The organism is Escherichia ruysiae, from assembly GCF_031323975.1.
GTDB classification, from domain to species: Bacteria; Pseudomonadota; Gammaproteobacteria; order Enterobacterales; family Enterobacteriaceae; genus Escherichia; species Escherichia ruysiae.
The window spans coordinates 2636576-2654700 of sequence record NZ_JAVIWS010000001.1 but is presented as its reverse complement, the minus strand read 5'-3'; the positions used below and the strand labels follow the sequence as shown (position 1 = coordinate 2654700).

At 52.8% G+C, this 18125-nt stretch carries 13 protein-coding genes, 3 tRNA genes, 3 rRNA genes and 1 pseudogene; 5 read left to right on the top strand and 15 right to left on the bottom strand.

Going from position 1 to position 18125, the window contains the following annotated elements; translation table 11 throughout:
- Positions 1-11 precede the first annotated feature (11 nt).
- Positions 12-293, top strand: a complete 282-nt coding sequence (ppiC, locus tag RGV86_RS12860) for a peptidylprolyl isomerase PpiC (RefSeq protein ID WP_001140260.1) — start codon at positions 12-14, stop codon at positions 291-293.
- Between the two features lie 74 nt (positions 294-367).
- On the opposite strand, the gene ilvC is transcribed toward ppiC, so the two are convergent.
- Entirely contained in the window at positions 368-1843 is a 1476-nt protein-coding gene (gene ilvC, locus RGV86_RS12855; protein WP_000024944.1) for a ketol-acid reductoisomerase, read from the bottom strand.
- A gap of 151 nt (positions 1844-1994) precedes the next feature.
- Between ilvC and ilvY the strand changes: the two genes are divergently transcribed.
- Complete coding sequence (gene ilvY, locus RGV86_RS12850) at positions 1995-2885, top strand: HTH-type transcriptional activator IlvY (RefSeq protein ID WP_000365757.1); 891 nt, start codon at positions 1995-1997, stop codon at positions 2883-2885.
- Here the strand turns inward: ilvY and ilvA are convergent.
- The 7 genes from ilvA to ilvL form a co-directional block, all read right to left on the bottom strand.
- The gene (ilvA, locus tag RGV86_RS12845) at positions 2882-4426 is read right to left on the bottom strand and encodes a threonine ammonia-lyase, biosynthetic (protein ID WP_000785602.1); all 1545 of its coding nucleotides are present in this window, start codon (positions 4424-4426) and stop codon (positions 2882-2884) included. The two genes, ilvY and ilvA, sit on opposite strands and share 4 nt — an antisense overlap.
- Before the next feature lie 2 nt (positions 4427-4428).
- Positions 4429-6279: a dihydroxy-acid dehydratase gene (ilvD, locus tag RGV86_RS12840; protein WP_032226901.1), complete on the bottom strand. Its 1851-nt coding sequence runs from the start codon at positions 6277-6279 to the stop codon at positions 4429-4431.
- Between the two features lie 64 nt (positions 6280-6343).
- On the bottom strand, positions 6344-7273 hold the full coding sequence (gene ilvE / locus RGV86_RS12835; protein ID WP_000208524.1) for a branched-chain-amino-acid transaminase: 930 nt from the start codon (positions 7271-7273) through the stop codon (positions 6344-6346).
- A gap of 19 nt (positions 7274-7292) precedes the next feature.
- Positions 7293-7556 carry an acetolactate synthase 2 small subunit gene (gene ilvM, locus RGV86_RS12830; protein ID WP_000983255.1) on the bottom strand — a complete coding sequence of 88 codons (264 nt, stop codon included), beginning with the start codon at positions 7554-7556 and terminating at the stop codon, positions 7293-7295.
- On the bottom strand, positions 7553-9199 hold the full coding sequence (gene ilvG / locus RGV86_RS12825; protein WP_085461493.1) for an acetolactate synthase 2 catalytic subunit: 1647 nt from the start codon (positions 9197-9199) through the stop codon (positions 7553-7555). Before ilvG ends, ilvM begins: the two co-directional genes overlap by 4 nt.
- A gap of 2 nt (positions 9200-9201) precedes the next feature.
- A complete protein-coding gene (gene ilvX, locus RGV86_RS12820; protein ID WP_101687388.1) occupies positions 9202-9252 on the bottom strand; it encodes a peptide IlvX in 51 nt (16 codons plus the stop codon).
- Between the two features lie 86 nt (positions 9253-9338).
- Positions 9339-9437, bottom strand: a complete 99-nt coding sequence (gene ilvL, locus RGV86_RS12815; protein WP_001311244.1) for an ilv operon leader peptide — start codon at positions 9435-9437, stop codon at positions 9339-9341.
- A gap of 433 nt (positions 9438-9870) precedes the next feature.
- Between ilvL and RGV86_RS12810 the strand changes: the two are divergent.
- Positions 9871-10883: pseudogene (locus RGV86_RS12810) on the top strand (YifB family Mg chelatase-like AAA ATPase); the annotation flags it as partial.
- A 78-nt stretch (positions 10884-10961) separates the two neighbouring features.
- On the top strand, positions 10962-11306 hold the full coding sequence (locus RGV86_RS22320) for a magnesium chelatase subunit ChlI family protein (RefSeq protein ID WP_373921835.1): 345 nt from the start codon (positions 10962-10964) through the stop codon (positions 11304-11306).
- Positions 11307-11330: 24 nt separating this feature from the next.
- On the opposite strand, the gene maoP is transcribed toward RGV86_RS22320, so the two are convergent.
- Positions 11331-11669: a macrodomain Ori organization protein MaoP gene (gene maoP / locus RGV86_RS12805; protein ID WP_000841001.1), complete on the bottom strand. Its 339-nt coding sequence runs from the start codon at positions 11667-11669 to the stop codon at positions 11331-11333.
- Positions 11670-11787: 118 nt separating this feature from the next.
- Between maoP and hdfR the strand changes: the two genes are divergently transcribed.
- Entirely contained in the window at positions 11788-12627 is an 840-nt protein-coding gene (gene hdfR / locus RGV86_RS12800; protein WP_309508369.1) for an HTH-type transcriptional regulator HdfR, read from the top strand.
- A gap of 95 nt (positions 12628-12722) precedes the next feature.
- Here the strand turns inward: hdfR and RGV86_RS12795 are convergent.
- From RGV86_RS12795 to RGV86_RS12770, 6 genes are all read right to left on the bottom strand, one after another.
- A tRNA-Trp gene (locus RGV86_RS12795) sits at positions 12723-12798 on the bottom strand.
- Between the two features lie 8 nt (positions 12799-12806).
- A tRNA-Asp gene (locus tag RGV86_RS12790) sits at positions 12807-12883 on the bottom strand.
- Positions 12884-12937: 54 nt separating this feature from the next.
- Positions 12938-13053 (bottom strand): 5S ribosomal RNA (rrf, locus tag RGV86_RS12785).
- Positions 13054-13151: 98 nt separating this feature from the next.
- A 23S ribosomal RNA gene (locus tag RGV86_RS12780) occupies positions 13152-16059 on the bottom strand.
- Positions 16060-16250: 191 nt separating this feature from the next.
- A tRNA-Glu gene (locus RGV86_RS12775) sits at positions 16251-16326 on the bottom strand.
- An 85-nt stretch (positions 16327-16411) separates the two neighbouring features.
- Positions 16412-17953: ribosomal RNA gene (locus RGV86_RS12770) — 16S ribosomal RNA — on the bottom strand.
- Together the 16S, 23S and 5S rRNA genes with 3 tRNA genes alongside form the textbook arrangement of a ribosomal RNA operon.
- Positions 17954-18125 lie beyond the last annotated feature (172 nt).

Here is an 18125-nt window from a genome sequence, read left to right as displayed (position 1 = left end):
AAGGCACGATCATGGCAAAAACAGCAGCAGCACTGCATATCCTTGTAAAAGAAGAGAAACTGGCTCAGGAACTTCTGGAGCAGATCAAGAACGGCGCCGATTTTGGCAAGCTGGCGAAGAAACATTCCATTTGCCCGTCAGGCAAACGCGGCGGTGATTTAGGGGAATTTCGCCAGGGTCAGATGGTTCCGGCGTTTGATAAAGTGGTGTTCTCTTGTCCGGTGCTGGAGCCAACCGGCCCGCTGCATACCCAGTTCGGGTATCACATCATTAAGGTGCTGTACCGCAACTAACAGCAAGGCCTTCTCCCGGAGAAGGCCTTGAGTGTTTTCTCCCTCTCCCTGTGGGAGAGGGCATCAGCGCGCACTTAACCCGCAACAGCAATACGTTTCATATCCGTCATATAGCCACGCAGTTTCTTACCTACCTGCTCAATTGCATGGCTGCGAATCGCATCATTTACATCACGCAGTTGCGCGTTATCTACCGCACCTTCTGGAATAGCTTTACCCAGATCGCCCGGCTGCAGCTCTGCCATAAACGGTTTCAGCAGCGGTACGCAAGCGTAAGAGAACAGATAGTTACCGTATTCTGCGGTATCAGAGATAACCACGTTCATTTCGTACAGACGCTTACGGGCGATGGTGTTGGCAATCAGCGGCAGCTCATGCAGTGATTCATAGTATGCCGACTCTTCAATGATGCCGGAATCAACCATGGTTTCGAACGCCAGCTCAACGCCCGCTTTCACCATCGCGATCATCAGCACGCCTTTATCGAAGTACTCCTGCTCGCCGATTTTACCTTCATACTGCGGTGCGGTTTCGAACGCGGTTTTGCCGGTCTCTTCACGCCAGGTCAGCAGTTTCTTATCATCATTAGCCCAGTCTGCCATCATGCCAGAGGAGAATTCACCGGAGATGATGTCGTCCATATGTTTCTGGAACAGCGGCGCCATGATCTCTTTCAGTTGCTCAGAAAGCGCATAAGCACGCAGTTTCGCCGGGTTAGAGAGCCTGTCCATCATCAGGGTGATGCCGCCCTGCTTCAGGGCTTCGGTGATGGTTTCCCAGCCGAACTGAATCAGTTTTTCTGCATATGCCGGGTCGGTGCCCTCTTCCACCAGCTTGTCGAAGCACAGCAGAGAACCAGCCTGCAACATACCGCACAGGATAGTTTGCTCGCCCATCAGGTCTGATTTCACTTCCGCAACGAAAGAGGATTCCAGAACGCCGGCACGATGACCGCCTGTTGCTGCCGCCCAGGCTTTAGCGATCGCCATGCCTTCGCCTTTCGGATCGTTTTCCGGGTGAACGGCAATCAGCGTCGGTACGCCGAATCCACGTTTATACTCTTCACGCACTTCGGTGCCAGGGCATTTCGGCGCAACCATTACTACAGTGATGTCTTTACGGATCTGCTCGCCCACTTCGACGATGTTGAAACCATGCGAGTAACCCAGCGCCGCGCCATCTTTCATCAGCGGTTGAACGGAACGCACTACGTCAGAGTGCTGCTTGTCCGGCGTCAGGTTAACCACCAGATCCGCCTGCGGGATCAGTTCTTCGTAAGTACCTACCTTAAAACCGTTTTCGGTTGCTTTACGCCAGGACGCGCGCTTTTCGGCAATCGCTTCTTTACGCAGAGCGTAGGAGATATCGAGACCAGAATCACGCATGTTCAGGCCCTGGTTCAGACCCTGTGCGCCGCAGCCGACGATGACCACTTTTTTACCCTGAAGATAGCTCGCACCGTCAGCGAACTCGTCGCGCCCCATAAAGCGACATTTGCCCAGTTGTGCCAGCTGCTGGCGCAGATTCAGTGTATTGAAGTAGTTAGCCATGGTGATTCCTCGTGATGTTGTGCTTCTTATTGTTCGGTTCGCTGTTGAGCGAGAATGTCACCACATTACAACAGGAAATTTATTGCGGAAATTGATATATTCACAACGTCATATTGCAATTTCTGCAACGTCATAACCGGGGGTTAAGCCTGTGGATTTACGCGACCTGAAAATGTTTCTGCATCTGGCGGAAAGCCGCCATTTTGGCCGTAGCGCGCGGGCAATGCACGTCAGCCCCTCCACGCTTTCCCGACAGATTCAGCGCCTGGAAGAAGATCTCGGCCAACCGCTGTTTGTGCGCGATAACCGCACGGTAACGCTGACGGAAGCGGGCGAAGAGCTGCGTGTTTTCGCCCAGCAAACGTTGTTACAGTATCAGCAATTGCGCCACACCATCGACCAGCAAGGGCCGTCCCTCTCTGGCGAATTACATATTTTCTGTTCGGTGACTGCCGCTTACAGCCATCTGCCACCGATTCTCGACCGATTCCGCGCGGAGCATCCATCGGTGGAAATTAAGCTCACCACCGGTGATGCGGCGGATGCAATGGAAAAGGTGGTCACTGGAGAAGCAGATTTGGCGATTGCCGGGAAGCCGGAGACTCTGCCAGGCGCGGTGGCGTTTTCGATGCTGGAGAACCTGGCGGTGGTGCTGATCGCGCCCGCGCTGCCCTGCCCGGTGCGTAATCAGGTCTCAGTAGAACAACCGGACTGGTCGACGATTCCCTTCATCATGGCCGATCAGGGACCAGTACGCCGCCGCATTGAGTTGTGGTTTCGACGCAATAAAATCAGTAACCCGATGATTTACGCCACGGTTGGCGGGCATGAAGCGATGGTATCGATGGTGGCACTTGGCTGTGGCGTGGCGCTGCTGCCGGAAGTGGTACTGGATAACAGCCCGGAGCCAGTGCGTAATCGTGTGATGATTTTAGAGCGCAGCGATGAGAAAACGCCGTTTGAGCTGGGCGTTTGTGCGCAAAAAAAGCGGCTACATGAGCCGCTGATTGAGGCGTTCTGGAAGATTTTGCCGAACCATTAACCCGCCAAAAAGAACCTGAACGCCGGGTTATTGGTTTCGTCGTGGCAATCGTAGCCCAGCTCATTCAGCCGGGTTTCGAAATCCGGTTCATGATCGCCCAGCTCGAACGCTGCCAGTACACGCCCGTAGTCGGTGCCATGACTGCGATAGTGGAACAAAGAGATATTCCAGTGCGTCCCCAGCGTGTTGAGGAAGCGCAGCAGCGCGCCCGGTGATTCCGGGAATTCGAAGCTGTAGAGGCGTTCCTGCAACGGATGCGATGGACGCCCGCCAACCATATAGCGCACATGCAACTTCGCCATTTCGTCGTCGGAGAGATCAACCACGCTGTAGCCACCGTCGTTGAGCATCTGCAAAATTTCTTTGCGCTCTTCAAGGCCGCGACTTAAGCGCACACCGACAAAAATACAGGCATCTTTAGCATCAGCGAAACGGTAGTTGAACTCTGTGACCGAGCGCCCGCCAAGCAACTGGCAGAACTTCAGAAAGCTGCCCTTCTCTTCCGGGATGGTCACCGCCAGCAACGCTTCACGCTGTTCACCCAGTTCGCAGCGTTCCGAGACGTAGCGCAGACCGTGGAAGTTCACGTTGGCTCCAGAAAGAATATGCGCCAGCCGCTCACCGCGAATGTTGTGCTGAGCGATGTACTTTTTCATCCCCGCCAGCGCCAGCGCGCCAGACGGTTCCGCCACTGCGCGCACATCTTCGAATAAGTCTTTCATCGCTGCGCAGATGGCATCGCTATCGACGGTGATGATGTCGTCGAGATACTCCCGGCACAAACGGAAGGTTTCGTCGCCGATGCGTTTTACCGCAACACCTTCGGCGAATAGCCCCACGCGCGGCAGATCAACCGGATGACCCGCATCCAGTGCCGCTTTCAGGCAGGCTGAATCTTCCGCTTCTACCGCGATCACTTTGATTTGCGGCATCAGTTGTTTGATCAACACAGCCACGCCCGCCGCCAGGCCACCGCCACCAACCGGCACAAATACGCGGTCGAGATGGGCGTCCTGCTGGAGCAGTTCCAGCGCCAGCGTGCCCTGCCCGGCGATCACCATCGGATGATCGAACGGCGGCACCCAGGTGAAGCCCTGCTGCTGCGACAGTTCGATTGCTTTCGCTTTCGCTTCATCAAAGTTCGCGCCGTGAAGCAGCACCTCACCGCCGAAGCCGCGCACCGCGTCGACTTTGATGTCGGCGGTAGCGGTTGGCATGACGATGAGCGCCTTCACACCTAACCGAGCGGAGGAGAACGCGACACCTTGCGCATGGTTACCCGCCGAGGCGGTGATCACGCCGTGCGCTTTCTGTTCTTCCGTCAGACCTGCCATCATGGCGTATGCGCCGCGCAGCTTGAAGCTGTGCACCGGCTGGCGGTCTTCGCGCTTCACCAGAATCACGTTATCAAGACGCGACGACAGCTTTTCCATTTTCTGTAGCGGCGTGACCTGCGCCGCTTCATAGACCGGCGCACGTAGCACCGCTCTTAAATATTCGGCACCTTCCGGGGCACCTGACAGGGGTTGCGAGTCAGCCATTATTAACCCCCCAGTTTCGATTTATCGCGCACCGCACCTTTGTCGGCGCTGGTCGCCAGGCTGGCGTAGGCGCGCAAAGCAAAGGAAACCTGACGTTCACGGTTTTTCGGCGTCCAGGCTTTGTCGCCACGGGCTTCCTGCGCTTCACGACGCGCCGCCAGTTCGGCATCGCTTACCTGCAACTGAATGCCACGGTTCGGAATGTCGATGGCGATCAGGTCACCATCTTCAATCAGGCCAATGCTACCGCCGCTTGCCGCTTCCGGCGAGACGTGGCCGATGGAAAGGCCAGACGTACCGCCGGAGAAGCGTCCATCGGTGATCAGCGCACAGGCTTTGCCAAGACCCATCGATTTCAGGAAGCTGGTTGGGTAGAGCATTTCCTGCATCCCAGGGCCGCCTTTCGGGCCTTCGTAGCGAATAACAACCACATCGCCAGCGACAACTTTGCCGCCGAGAATCGCTTCTACCGCGTCATCCTGGCTTTCGTACACTTTCGCCGGGCCGGTGAATTTGAGAATACTGTCATCGACGCCCGCCGTTTTAACGATGCAGCCGTTTTCCGCGAAGTTGCCGTAAAGCACCGCCAGGCCGCCGTCTTTGCTGTAGGCGTGCTCCAGCGAGCGGATGCAGCCGTTAGCGCGATCGTCATCGAGAGAATCCCAACGGCAATCCTGCGAGAATGCCTGTGTAGTGCGGATTCCAGCCGGGCCAGCGCGGAACATATTTTTCACCGCATCATCCTGAGTCAGCATGACATCGTATTGTTCCAGCGTTTGCGACAAGGTCAGGCCGAGTACGTTTTTCACATTGCGATTCAACAACCCGGCACGATCCAGTTCGCCGAGAATACCGATCACGCCACCAGCACGATGAACATCTTCCATATGGTATTTCTGGGTGCTCGGCGCAACTTTGCACAACTGCGGGACTTTACGCGAAAGTTTGTCGATATCACTCATGGTGAAGTCGATTTCCGCTTCTTGTGCCGCCGCCAGCAGGTGAAGAACCGTATTGGTAGAGCCGCCCATCGCGATATCCAACGTCATGGCGTTTTCAAACGCCGCTTTACTGGCGATATTACGTGGCAGTGCGCTTTCGTCGTTTTGCTCGTAGTAACGTTTGGTCAATTCAACAATGCGTTTACCGGCATTGAGGAACAGCTGCTTACGATCCGCGTGGGTTGCCAGTAGCGAGCCGTTGCCTGGCTGCGACAGACCCAGAGCTTCGGTCAGGCAGTTCATCGAGTTAGCGGTGAACATCCCGGAGCAGGAACCACAGGTTGGACAGGCCGAACGTTCAACCTGATCGCTCTGGGAGTCAGAAACTTTCGGATCTGCCCCCTGGATCATCGCATCAACCAGATCAAGCTTGATTAACTGATCGGATAGTTTGGTTTTCCCGGCCTCCATCGGACCACCGGAAACAAAGATCACCGGAATATTCAGGCGCAGAGAGGCCATCAGCATCCCCGGGGTGATTTTGTCGCAGTTGGAGATGCAGACCATCGCGTCGGCGCAGTGGGCGTTGACCATATACTCAACAGAATCAGCGATCAGTTCGCGAGACGGCAGTGAATAAAGCATCCCCCCGTGACCCATGGCGATCCCATCATCCACCGCAATGGTGTTGAATTCTTTGGCAACGCCGCCAGCCGCTTCAATTTGTTCAGCGACCAGTTTACCGAGATCGCGCAGATGGACGTGCCCCGGTACAAATTGAGTGAACGAGTTCACAACAGCGATAATCGGCTTACCGAAATCAGCGTCGGTCATTCCAGTGGCGCGCCACAGCGCACGAGCACCCGCCATATTACGACCATGAGTGGTGGTGGCGGAACGGTACTTAGGCATACTTTATTTACTCCCAGTGTCTGTCTCGTAAATGGGACGGTGCGTGCCGTCCCATTTTTTGTATTTATTGATTAACCTGATCCAACCAGCCCCATTTATCTTCGGTTTCGCCGGTGAAGAGGCCGAAGAAGGCTTGCTGGATGCGTTTGGTGACCGGGCCACAACGGCCTTCGCCCACCTGAATACCGTCGACGCTGCGCACTGGCGTAATTTCAGCCGCTGTACCGGACATAAACACTTCATCTGCCAGATACAGCGATTCACGCGACAGCACCTGCTCACGCACTTCAATTCCCAGTTCTTTCGCCAGTTTGATGATGGCGTCACGGGTAATACCCGGAAGCGCGGAAGAGGTGAACGGCGGGGTGAACAGCACGCCGTCTTTCACTTCAAACAGGTTTTCGCCTGCACCTTCAGAGATGTAACCATTCACATCCAGCGCGATACCTTCCTGATAACCGTGGCGGCGCGCTTCGCTGCCAACCAGCAGGGAAGAGAGGTAGTTCCCCCCCGCTTTCGCAGCGGTTGGAATGGTGTTTGGCGCCGCGCGGTTCCAGGAAGAAACCATCGCGTCGATCCCCTGCTCCAGTGCTTCCGCGCCCAGATAAGCTCCCCACGGGAAAGCGGCAATAATCACGTCGGTGGTGTATCCCGCTGGTGGGTTAACGCCCATGCCAACATCACCTACGAAGATCAGCGGACGGATATAGGCGCTGGTGAGATTGTTTTTACGGATCACTTCGCGGCAAGCTTCCATCAGCTCATCAATGCTCTGCGAAACCGGGAAGCGGTAAATTTTGGCAGAGTCATGCAGACGTTGCATATGCTCACGATGACGGAATACAACTGGACCTTTATGCGAGTCGTAGCAACGGATGCCTTCAAAAACCGAGGTGCCATAGTGCAGCGCATGCGACATCACATGCACCTTCGCGTCTTCCCAGCGAACCATCTCCCCATTGAACCAAATGTAATCAGCTTTCTTCGTGGTCATTTTTATATTCCTTTTGCGCTCAGGCGCGGATTTGTTGTGATGTGGTTGTGCTCTGGCAGATAGCAACGTGTGCGACGTCTACCAGTTTATTTAACTGACTAAACAGTAAGTCGACCGAACGCGGGCTGGCAACGGTCAATTCAATATTTATATTTTGTGCATCGCTGGCGGCAGCCATATTCATTGAGCAGACGTGGAAACCACGATGACGCACCACGCGTAAAACACGTTCTAAGGTTTCTGGATTGAAGCGAGCCGATACATTGACCTGATGTTGCATCATGATAATTTCTCCAACATTTCTGAATTACTGGCGCCAGGCGGCACCAGCGGCCAGACGTTCTCAAGTTCGTCGATTGAGACATGAAGCAGGTATGGCCCATCACTGTTCAGCATGGTGTCGAGTGCCGCTTCAACCTGGTCTTTACGGGTGATGTGTTGGCCAGGGATGCCGAAGGCGCTGGCTAACATGAGGAAATCTGGGTTATCGGTAAGGGTGGTTTCGCTATATCGTTCCTGGAAAAACAGTTGCTGCCATTGTCGAACCATCCCTAACCGCTGGTTATCGAGTAAGACAATTTTCAACGGTAACTGCTTGCGTTTTACGGTGCCCAGCTCTTGTACATTCATCATGAAAGAACCGTCACCGGAGATACAAACGACAGTATCGTTCGGTCGCGCGACTTGTGCGCCAACCGCCGCCGGTAAACCGAAGCCCATAGTGCCTAAACCGCTTGAAGTGATGAAATTTTCCGGGCGAGTGTGGGCGATGTGCTGCGCAGCCCACATCTGATGCTGCCCCACATCCGTGGTCACAACGCAATCCGCAGGTTTACGATCCGACAGTTGTTTTAACAACAACGGCGCGTAGATAGCGTCTCCAGGATGATCGTAACGCCAGGCATGTTCACTACGCATTTGTGCGCAGTATTGCTGCCATTCATCGATATTTAACGATTGCTGTAACGCAGGCAACAGCGTGTTTAAATCGCCTTGTAATGCCACATGCGCCTGACGCAGCTTGTTCATTTCTGCCGGGTCGATATCCATATGGATCACGCTGGCATGTGGCGCGAACGTGTTAAGTTTGCCGGTCACCCGGTCATCAAAACGTGCCCCCACGGCGATCAGCAGGTCACATTCCTGCACCGCGAAGTTCGCCGCTTTGGTGCCGTGCATCCCCAGCATCCCCAGATAGTACGGATAATCCGCATCGACTGCGCCCAGCCCTTTCAGCGTGCAGGTGGCAGGCATTTTTGTGGCAGCGAGAAATTCATGCAGAGCAGGAACCGCCTGCGCCATACCCACGCCGCCGCCAACATACAGCATCGGTTTTTGCGCTTTTACCAGCATCTGGCGCGCTTGCTCGACTTCGGCATGTGGGAAAGTCACTTCGTTTTCAACGGTGGTGAACCAGGGTTCCAGATCGCCGCAGGCTAACTGGATATCTTTAGGGATATCGACCAGAACCGGACCGGGACGACCAGAGCTGGCGACATCAAACGCTTCGGCCATGATGCGTGGTAATTCTTCCAGCGACTGCACCAGGAAGCTGTGTTTGGTACAGGCCAACGACAATCCCAGGACATCAACCTCCTGAAATGCATCGGTGCCGATGAACGGTGCAGATACCTGACCGGTGATGGCAACTACAGGGATGGAATCTAACAGCGCGTCCGCAAGTCCGGTGATCAGGTTGGTTGCGCCAGGGCCAGAAGTGGCGATGCACACGCCCGTTTTACCGGTAGCACGGGCATAACCGATAGCCGCCATTACCGCGCCCTGTTCATGCCGGCACAGCAAGTGTTCTACGCCACCGTCATACAATGCATCGTAAACAGGCATAATTGCGCCACCCGGATAACCGAAAACGGTGTTCACACCCTGTGCCCGCAAAGCATGTACCACCCACTGTGCGCCATTCATAGTTAGTTCCCCGTCCTGAATGTTGAGAAACAGAATTTTGTGCTGTTATTCATTGCCTGCTCCTCGATTATGTTTTTAAGGTCAAAAAAAACCCCCGAACCTTTCGGTGCGGGGGTCTTAGTTCGTTAAGGCTTGATCTCTAAGCCTTTCCTCGTCCAAGTGCAGCCCCGCACGGTGGGATAATAATCACCACCACGCTAATCACGACCAGGCTAATCACTCGTAGAAGGGCTGTCATTTTGTCTTTTCTTGCATCTTGTTCGAAGGAATGCCTAAAGAGTTACCATAGATTTTGCGAATAGCACAAGATATTTTTTGGCCGCTTTTTATGACTCTCATAATAATTTCTATAAAAACCATTGTTTTTTATATAAAAATTTGTGAGTGAAAAAAATTCAATTTCCGTATAATTCTCGCGCTCTTCGAGTGGCAGTTTTTTGTGCTTTTTATTTTTGCGAGAGTGATTCCATCACTAATACAACTCAAATTACTTTGCACAAATAAACGGGAATCAGCCGCTAAATAACACAATTTCGCAGACTACAGCAGGGATCTCTTATGTTCATAATGGTGACTTAAGGAGGACTTATGTCACTGTCAATTGTTCATACTCGTGCCGCCCTGGGAGTCAATGCTCCCCGATCACTGTTGAGGTACATATCAGTAAAGGTTTGCCAGGGTTAACAATGGTGGGCTTACCAGAAACAACGGTGAAAGAAGCTCGCGATCGCGTGCGCAGCGCCATTATTAATAGCGGATATGAATATCCGGCGAAAAAAATCACCATCAACCTTGCTCCAGCCGATCTGCCAAAAGAAGGGGGACGATATGATTTACCTATCGCCATTGCGTTGCTGGCGGCCTCAGAACAGCTTACAGCCAATAAGTTAGATGAATATGAATTAGTCGGAGAACTGGCGCTTACAGGCGCTCTGCGTGGCGTTCCAGGCGCAATCTCCAGTGCAACTGAAGCCATTAAGTCGGGCAGAAAAATTATCGTCTCGAAAGACAACGAAGATGAAGTGGGGTTAATTAACGGTGAAGGATGCCTGATAGCCGATCATCTGCAGGCTGTCTGTGCATTTCTGGAAGGTAAACACGCTCTCGAACGCCCGAAACCAACTGATGTAGTATCCCGTGCATTACAACATGATCTCAGTGATGTTGTCGGTCAGGAGCAAGGAAAGCGAGGACTGGAAATTACTGCTGCTGGCGGACACAACCTTTTATTGATTGGACCGCCGGGAACAGGCAAAACGATGCTCGCCAGCCGTATTAATGGCCTGTTGCCAGATTTAAGCAATGAAGAAGCACTGGAGAGTGCCGCAATATTAAGCCTGGTAAATGCCGAATCAGTGCAAAAACAATGGCGGCAGCGCCCGTTCCGCTCACCGCACCACAGTGCGTCGTTAACTGCGATGGTGGGCGGTGGCGCAATTCCCGGGCCTGGTGAAATTTCGCTGGCGCATAACGGCGTACTTTTTCTTGATGAACTACCTGAATTTGAACGGCGTACACTGGATGCCTTGCGGGAACCCATAGAGTCAGGGCAAATCCATCTTTCACGCACACGAGCAAAAATAACCTATCCAGCCCGTTTCCAGCTTGTTGCGGCGATGAATCCCAGCCCAACAGGACATTATCAAGGAACCATAACCGCTGCACGCCGGAACAAACGCTGCGTTATCTCAACCGACTCTCCGGTCCCTTTCTTGACCGCTTTGACCTCTCACTGGAGATCCCGCTACCGCCACCCGGTATTTTGAGCAAAGCGGTCATTCAGGGGGAAAGCAGCGCCACCGTTAAACAACGCGTAATGGCCGCCAGAGAGCGCCAATTTAAGCGGCAGAATAAACTGAATGCCTGGCTGGATAGTCCGGAAATACGACAATTTTGCAAGCTTGAGAACGAGGACGCACAGTGGCTGGAAGAAACGCTGATCCATCTGGGATTATCTATTCGTGCCTGGCAGCGGTTACTGAAAGTATCAAGAACCATAGCTGATATTGATCAGTCTGACGTCATCACACGTCAGCATTTACAAGAGGCCGTAAGTTATCGGGCTATCGACCGTTTGCTCATCCATTTGCAAAAGCTGCTGACGTAAAAAAAGGGCATTTCGCCCTTTTTATTAATCGTCGGAATCGGTGTAGTCTTCAGCACCTTCGACCTGCGGTTTACCGCCGGAAAGAGTGTGAAAACGTTTTGGACGCTTGATACGCGTCATATACTTGGACCACACGCGTTCTGCTTCTGTCACTGGCTCACGTTCGCCACGGCATACTGCTACGAAGAGTTTCTCTTCCTCGGTAACCGGCTCGCGTTTGCCGAGATCCAGCTCATTGAAGGCATAACCATGACGTTCAAGCAGTTGTGCCTCTTTGATGGTGAAATCACCATGACGAGAGAATCCACGTGGATAATGTTTATTGTCGAAATATCGATTAGTCGTCGTAAAGCTTTCCGCCATCCTGCACGCTCCTAATTCTTTGACCGAGCTAGTTATGGCGCGGAGTATTAGTTACGCTTGACAGAGTGTAAAACAAAACATTTAAATCATAACGACAAATAATTTTGCGGAGAGCACTGTGGATACGGAATTGTTAAAAACTTTCCTGGAAGTTAGCCGAACGCGTCACTTTGGCCGAGCGGCTGAATCGCTCTATCTGACCCAGTCAGCAGTGAGCTTTCGGATCAGACAACTGGAAAATCAACTGGGTGTGAATCTTTTCACTCGTCACAGAAACAATATCCGTTTAACCGCTGCCGGTGAAAAGCTGTTGCCTTATGCAGAAACACTCATGAGCACCTGGCAGACCGCTCGTAAGGAGGTGGCGCATACCTCACGACATAATGAGTTTTCTATCGGTGCCAGCGCCTCGTTGTGGGAGTGTATGCTTAATCAGTGGCTGGGGCGCTTGTATCAAAATCAGGATGCCCATACAGGCTTACAGTTCGAAGCGCGAATTGCCCAGCGCCAATCTCTGGTAAAACAACTGCATGAACGCCAGCTTGATCTTCTTATTACTACTGAAGCGCCCAAAATGGATGAATTTAGTAGTCAGTTACTGGGGCATTTTACTTTAGCACTCTATACCAGTGCCTCTTCTAAGCTAAAAGGTGAGCTTAACTATCTCCGCCTGGAATGGGGGCCGGATTTTCAACAACATGAGGCTGGTTTAATCGGTGCTGATGAAGTTCCAATGCTAACAACCAGTTCTGCTGAACTGGCACAGCAACAGATTGCGATGCTTAATGGTTGCACATGGCTGCCGGTGAGTTGGGCACGTAAGAAAGGTGGGCTGCATACCGTTGTCGACAGCACAACTCTTTCTCGTCCTCTCTATGCCATATGGCTGCAAAATAGCGATAAAAATGCGTTGATTCGCGATCTATTGAAAATTAACGTGCTGGATGATGTGTATTAATCAAAATAGCCGGCAAGGATGCCGATGGAAGGATTTACTTCGAAGAGGGTTATTTCAGACAAAAAAAATCCTTAGCTTTCGCTAAGGATGATTTCTGGCAGGGGCGGAGAGACTCGAACTCCCAACACCCGGTTTTGGAGACCGGTGCTCTACCAATTGAACTACGCCCCTAATTAGGGTGGCGGAACGGACGGGACTCGAACCCGCGACCCCCTGCGTGACAGGCAGGTATTCTAACCGACTGAACTACCGCTCCACCGAATTCTTTTACAACCACCAGTTTTATGACCGGCTTACTGCTTAATTTGATGCCTGGCAGTTCCCTACTCTCGCATGGGGAGACCCCACACTACCATCGGCGCTACGGCGTTTCACTTCTGAGTTCGGCATGGGGTCAGGTGGGACCACCGCGCTACGGCCGCCAGGCAAATTCTGTTTATCAACACGTCTTATTCTGACCTGTCGATTTAATCTGTATCAGGCTGAAAATCTTCTCTCATCCGCCAAAACAGCTTCGGCGTTGTAAGGTTAAGCCTCACGGTTCATTAGTACCGGTTAGCTCAACGCATCGCTGCGCTTACACACCCGGCCTATCAACGTCGTCGTCTTCAACGTTCCTTCAGGACTCTCAAGGAGTCAGGGAGAACTCATCTCGGGGCAAGTTTCGTGCTTAGATGCTTTCAGCACTTATCTCTTCCGCATTTAGCTACCGGGCAGTGCCATTGGCATGACAACCCGAACACCAGTGATGCGTCCACTCCGGTCCTCTCGTACTAGGAGCAGCCCCCCTCAGTTCTCCAGCGCCCACGGCAGATAGGGACCGAACTGTCTCACGACGTTCTAAACCCAGCTCGCGTACCACTTTAAATGGCGAACAGCCATACCCTTGGGACCTACTTCAGCCCCAGGATGTGATGAGCCGACATCGAGGTGCCAAACACCGCCGTCGATATGAACTCTTGGGCGGTATCAGCCTGTTATCCCCGGAGTACCTTTTATCCGTTGAGCGATGGCCCTTCCATTCAGAACCACCGGATCACTATGACCTGCTTTCGCACCTGCTCGCGCCGTCACGCTCGCAGTCAAGCTGGCTTATGCCATTGCACTAACCTCCTGATGTCCGACCAGGATTAGCCAACCTTCGTGCTCCTCCGTTACTCTTTAGGAGGAGACCGCCCCAGTCAAACTACCCACCAGACACTGTCCGCAACCCGGATAACGGGTCCACGTTAGAACATCAAACATTAAAGGGTGGTATTTCAAGGTCGGCTCCACGCAGACTGGCGTCCACGCTTCAAAGCCTCCCACCTATCCTACACATCAAGGCTCAATGTTCAGTGTCAAGCTATAGTAAAGGTTCACGGGGTCTTTCCGTCTTGCCGCGGGTACACTGCATCTTCACAGCGAGTTCAATTTCACTGAGTCTCGGGTGGAGACAGCCTGGCCATCATTACGCCATTCGTGCAGGTCGGAACTTACCCGACAAGGAATTTCGCTACCTTAGGACCGTTATAGTTACGGCCGCCGTTTACCGGGGCTTCGATCAAGAGCTTCGCCTTGCGGCTGACCCCATCAATTAACCTTCCGGCACCGGGCAGGCGTCACACCGTATACGTCCACTTTCGTGTTTGCACAGTGCTGTGTTTTTAATAAACAGTTGCAGCCAGCTGGTATCTTCGACTGATTTCAGCTCCACGAGCAAGTCGCTTCACCTACATATCAGCGTGCCTTCTCCCGAAGTTACGGCACCATTTTGCCTAGTTCCTTCACCCGAGTTCTCTCAAGCGCCTTGGTATTCTCTACCTGACCACCTGTGTCGGTTTGGGGTACGATTTGATGTTACCTGATGCTTAGAGGCTTTTCCTGGAAGCAGGGCATTTGTTGCTTCAGCACCGTAGTGCCTCGTCATCACGCCTCAGCCTTGATTTTCCGGATTTGCCTGGAAAACCAGCCTACACGCTTAAACCGGGACAACCGTCGCCCGGCCAACATAGCCTTCTCCGTCCCCCCTTCGCAGTAACACCAAGTACAGGAATATTAACCTGTTTCCCATCGACTACGCCTTTCGGCCTCGCCTTAGGGGTCGACTCACCCTGCCCCGATTAACGTTGGACAGGAACCCTTGGTCTTCCGGCGAGCGGGCTTTTCACCCGCTTTATCGTTACTTATGTCAGCATTCGCACTTCTGATACCTCCAGCATGCCTCACAGCACACCTTCGCAGGCTTACAGAACGCTCCCCTACCCAACAACGCATGAGCGTCGCTGCCGCAGCTTCGGTGCATGGTTTAGCCCCGTTACATCTTCCGCGCAGGCCGACTCGACCAGTGAGCTATTACGCTTTCTTTAAATGATGGCTGCTTCTAAGCCAACATCCTGGCTGTCTGGGCCTTCCCACATCGTTTCCCACTTAACCATGACTTTGGGACCTTAGCTGGCGGTCTGGGTTGTTTCCCTCTTCACGACGGACGTTAGCACCCGCCGTGTGTCTCCCGTGATAACATTCTCCGGTATTCGCAGTTTGCATCGGGTTGGTAAGTCGGGATGACCCCCTTGCCGAAACAGTGCTCTACCCCCGGAGATGAATTCACGAGGCGCTACCTAAATAGCTTTCGGGGAGAACCAGCTATCTCCCGGTTTGATTGGCCTTTCACCCCCAGCCACAAGTCATCCGCTAATTTTTCAACATTAGTCGGTTCGGTCCTCCAGTTAGTGTTACCCAACCTTCAACCTGCCCATGGCTAGATCACCGGGTTTCGGGTCTATACCCTGCAACTTAACGCCCAGTTAAGACTCGGTTTCCCTTCGGCTCCCCTATTCGGTTAACCTTGCTACAGAATATAAGTCGCTGACCCATTATACAAAAGGTACGCAGTCACCCTGATAAATCAAGGCTCCCACTGCTTGTACGTACACGGTTTCAGGTTCTTTTTCACTCCCCTCGCCGGGGTTCTTTTCGCCTTTCCCTCACGGTACTGGTTCACTATCGGTCAGTCAGGAGTATTTAGCCTTGGAGGATGGTCCCCCCATATTCAGACAGGATACCACGTGTCCCGCCCTACTCATCGAGCTCACAGTATGTGCATTTTTGTGTACGGGGCTGTCACCCTGTATCGCGCGCCTTTCCAGACGCTTCCACTAACACACACACTGATTCAGGCTCTGGGCTGCTCCCCGTTCGCTCGCCGCTACTGGGGGAATCTCGGTTGATTTCTTTTCCTCGGGGTACTTAGATGTTTCAGTTCCCCCGGTTCGCCTCATTAACCTATGGATTCAGTTAATGATAGTGTGTCGAAACACACTGGGTTTCCCCATTCGGAAATCGCCGGTTATAACGGTTCATATCACCTTACCGACGCTTATCGCAGATTAGCACGTCCTTCATCGCCTCTGACTGCCAGGGCATCCACCGTGTACGCTTAGTCGCTTAACCTCACAACCCGAAGATGTTTCGTAAAACACCATCGTGTTGCGAAAATTTGAGAGACTCACGAACAACTTGCGTTGTTCAGTGTTTCAATTTTCAGCTTGATCCAGATTTTTAAAGAGCAAATATCTCAAACATCACCCGAAGATGAGTTTTGAGATATTAAGGCAGGTGACTTTCACTCACAAACCAGCAAGTGGCGTCCCCTAGGGGATTCGAACCCCTGTTACCGCCGTGAAAGGGCGGTGTCCTGGGCCTCTAGACGAAGGGGACGTATCAGTCTGCTTCGCAAGACGCCTTGCTTTTCACTTTCTATCAGACAATCTGTGTGAGCACTTCAAAGAACGCTTCTTTAAGGTAAGGAGGTGATCCAACCGCAGGTTCCCCTACGGTTACCTTGTTACGACTTCACCCCAGTCATGAATCACAAAGTGGTAAGCGCCCTCCCGAAGGTTAAGCTACCTACTTCTTTTGCAACCCACTCCCATGGTGTGACGGGCGGTGTGTACAAGGCCCGGGAACGTATTCACCGTGGCATTCTGATCCACGATTACTAGCGATTCCGACTTCATGGAGTCGAGTTGCAGACTCCAATCCGGACTACGACGCACTTTATGAGGTCCGCTTGCTCTCGCGAGGTCGCTTCTCTTTGTATGCGCCATTGTAGCACGTGTGTAGCCCTGGTCGTAAGGGCCATGATGACTTGACGTCATCCCCACCTTCCTCCAGTTTATCACTGGCAGTCTCCTTTGAGTTCCCGGCCGAACCGCTGGCAACAAAGGATAAGGGTTGCGCTCGTTGCGGGACTTAACCCAACATTTCACAACACGAGCTGACGACAGCCATGCAGCACCTGTCTCACAGTTCCCGAAGGCACCAATCCATCTCTGGAAAGTTCTGTGGATGTCAAGACCAGGTAAGGTTCTTCGCGTTGCATCGAATTAAACCACATGCTCCACCGCTTGTGCGGGCCCCCGTCAATTCATTTGAGTTTTAACCTTGCGGCCGTACTCCCCAGGCGGTCGACTTAACGCGTTAGCTCCGGAAGCCACGCCTCAAGGGCACAACCTCCAAGTCGACATCGTTTACGGCGTGGACTACCAGGGTATCTAATCCTGTTTGCTCCCCACGCTTTCGCACCTGAGCGTCAGTCTTCGTCCAGGGGGCCGCCTTCGCCACCGGTATTCCTCCAGATCTCTACGCATTTCACCGCTACACCTGGAATTCTACCCCCCTCTACGAGACTCAAGCCTGCCAGTATCAGATGCAGTTCCCAGGTTGAGCCCGGGGATTTCACATCTGACTTAACAGACCGCCTGCGTGCGCTTTACGCCCAGTAATTCCGATTAACGCTTGCACCCTCCGTATTACCGCGGCTGCTGGCACGGAGTTAGCCGGTGCTTCTTCTGCGGGTAACGTCAATGAGCAAAGGTATTAACTTTACTCCCTTCCTCCCCGCTGAAAGTACTTTACAACCCGAAGGCCTTCTTCATACACGCGGCATGGCTGCATCAGGCTTGCGCCCATTGTGCAATATTCCCCACTGCTGCCTCCCGTAGGAGTCTGGACCGTGTCTCAGTTCCAGTGTGGCTGGTCATCCTCTCAGACCAGCTAGGGATCGTCGCCTAGGTGAGCCGTTACCCCACCTACTAGCTAATCCCATCTGGGCACATCCGATGGCAAGAGGCCCGAAGGTCCCCCTCTTTGGTCTTGCGACGTTATGCGGTATTAGCTACCGTTTCCAGTAGTTATCCCCCTCCATCGGGCAGTTTCCCAGACATTACTCACCCGTCCGCCACTCGTCAGCAAAGAAGCAAGCTTCTTCCTGTTACCGTTCGACTTGCATGTGTTAGGCCTGCCGCCAGCGTTCAATCTGAGCCATGATCAAACTCTTCAATTTAAAAGTTTGATGCTCAAAGAATTAAACTTCGTAATGAATTACGTGTTCACTCTTGAGACTTGGTATTCATTTATCGTCTTGCGACGTTAAGAATCCGTATCTTCGAGTGCCCACACAGATTGTCTGATAAATTGTTAAAGAGCAGTGCCGCTTCGCTTTTTCTCAGCGGCGC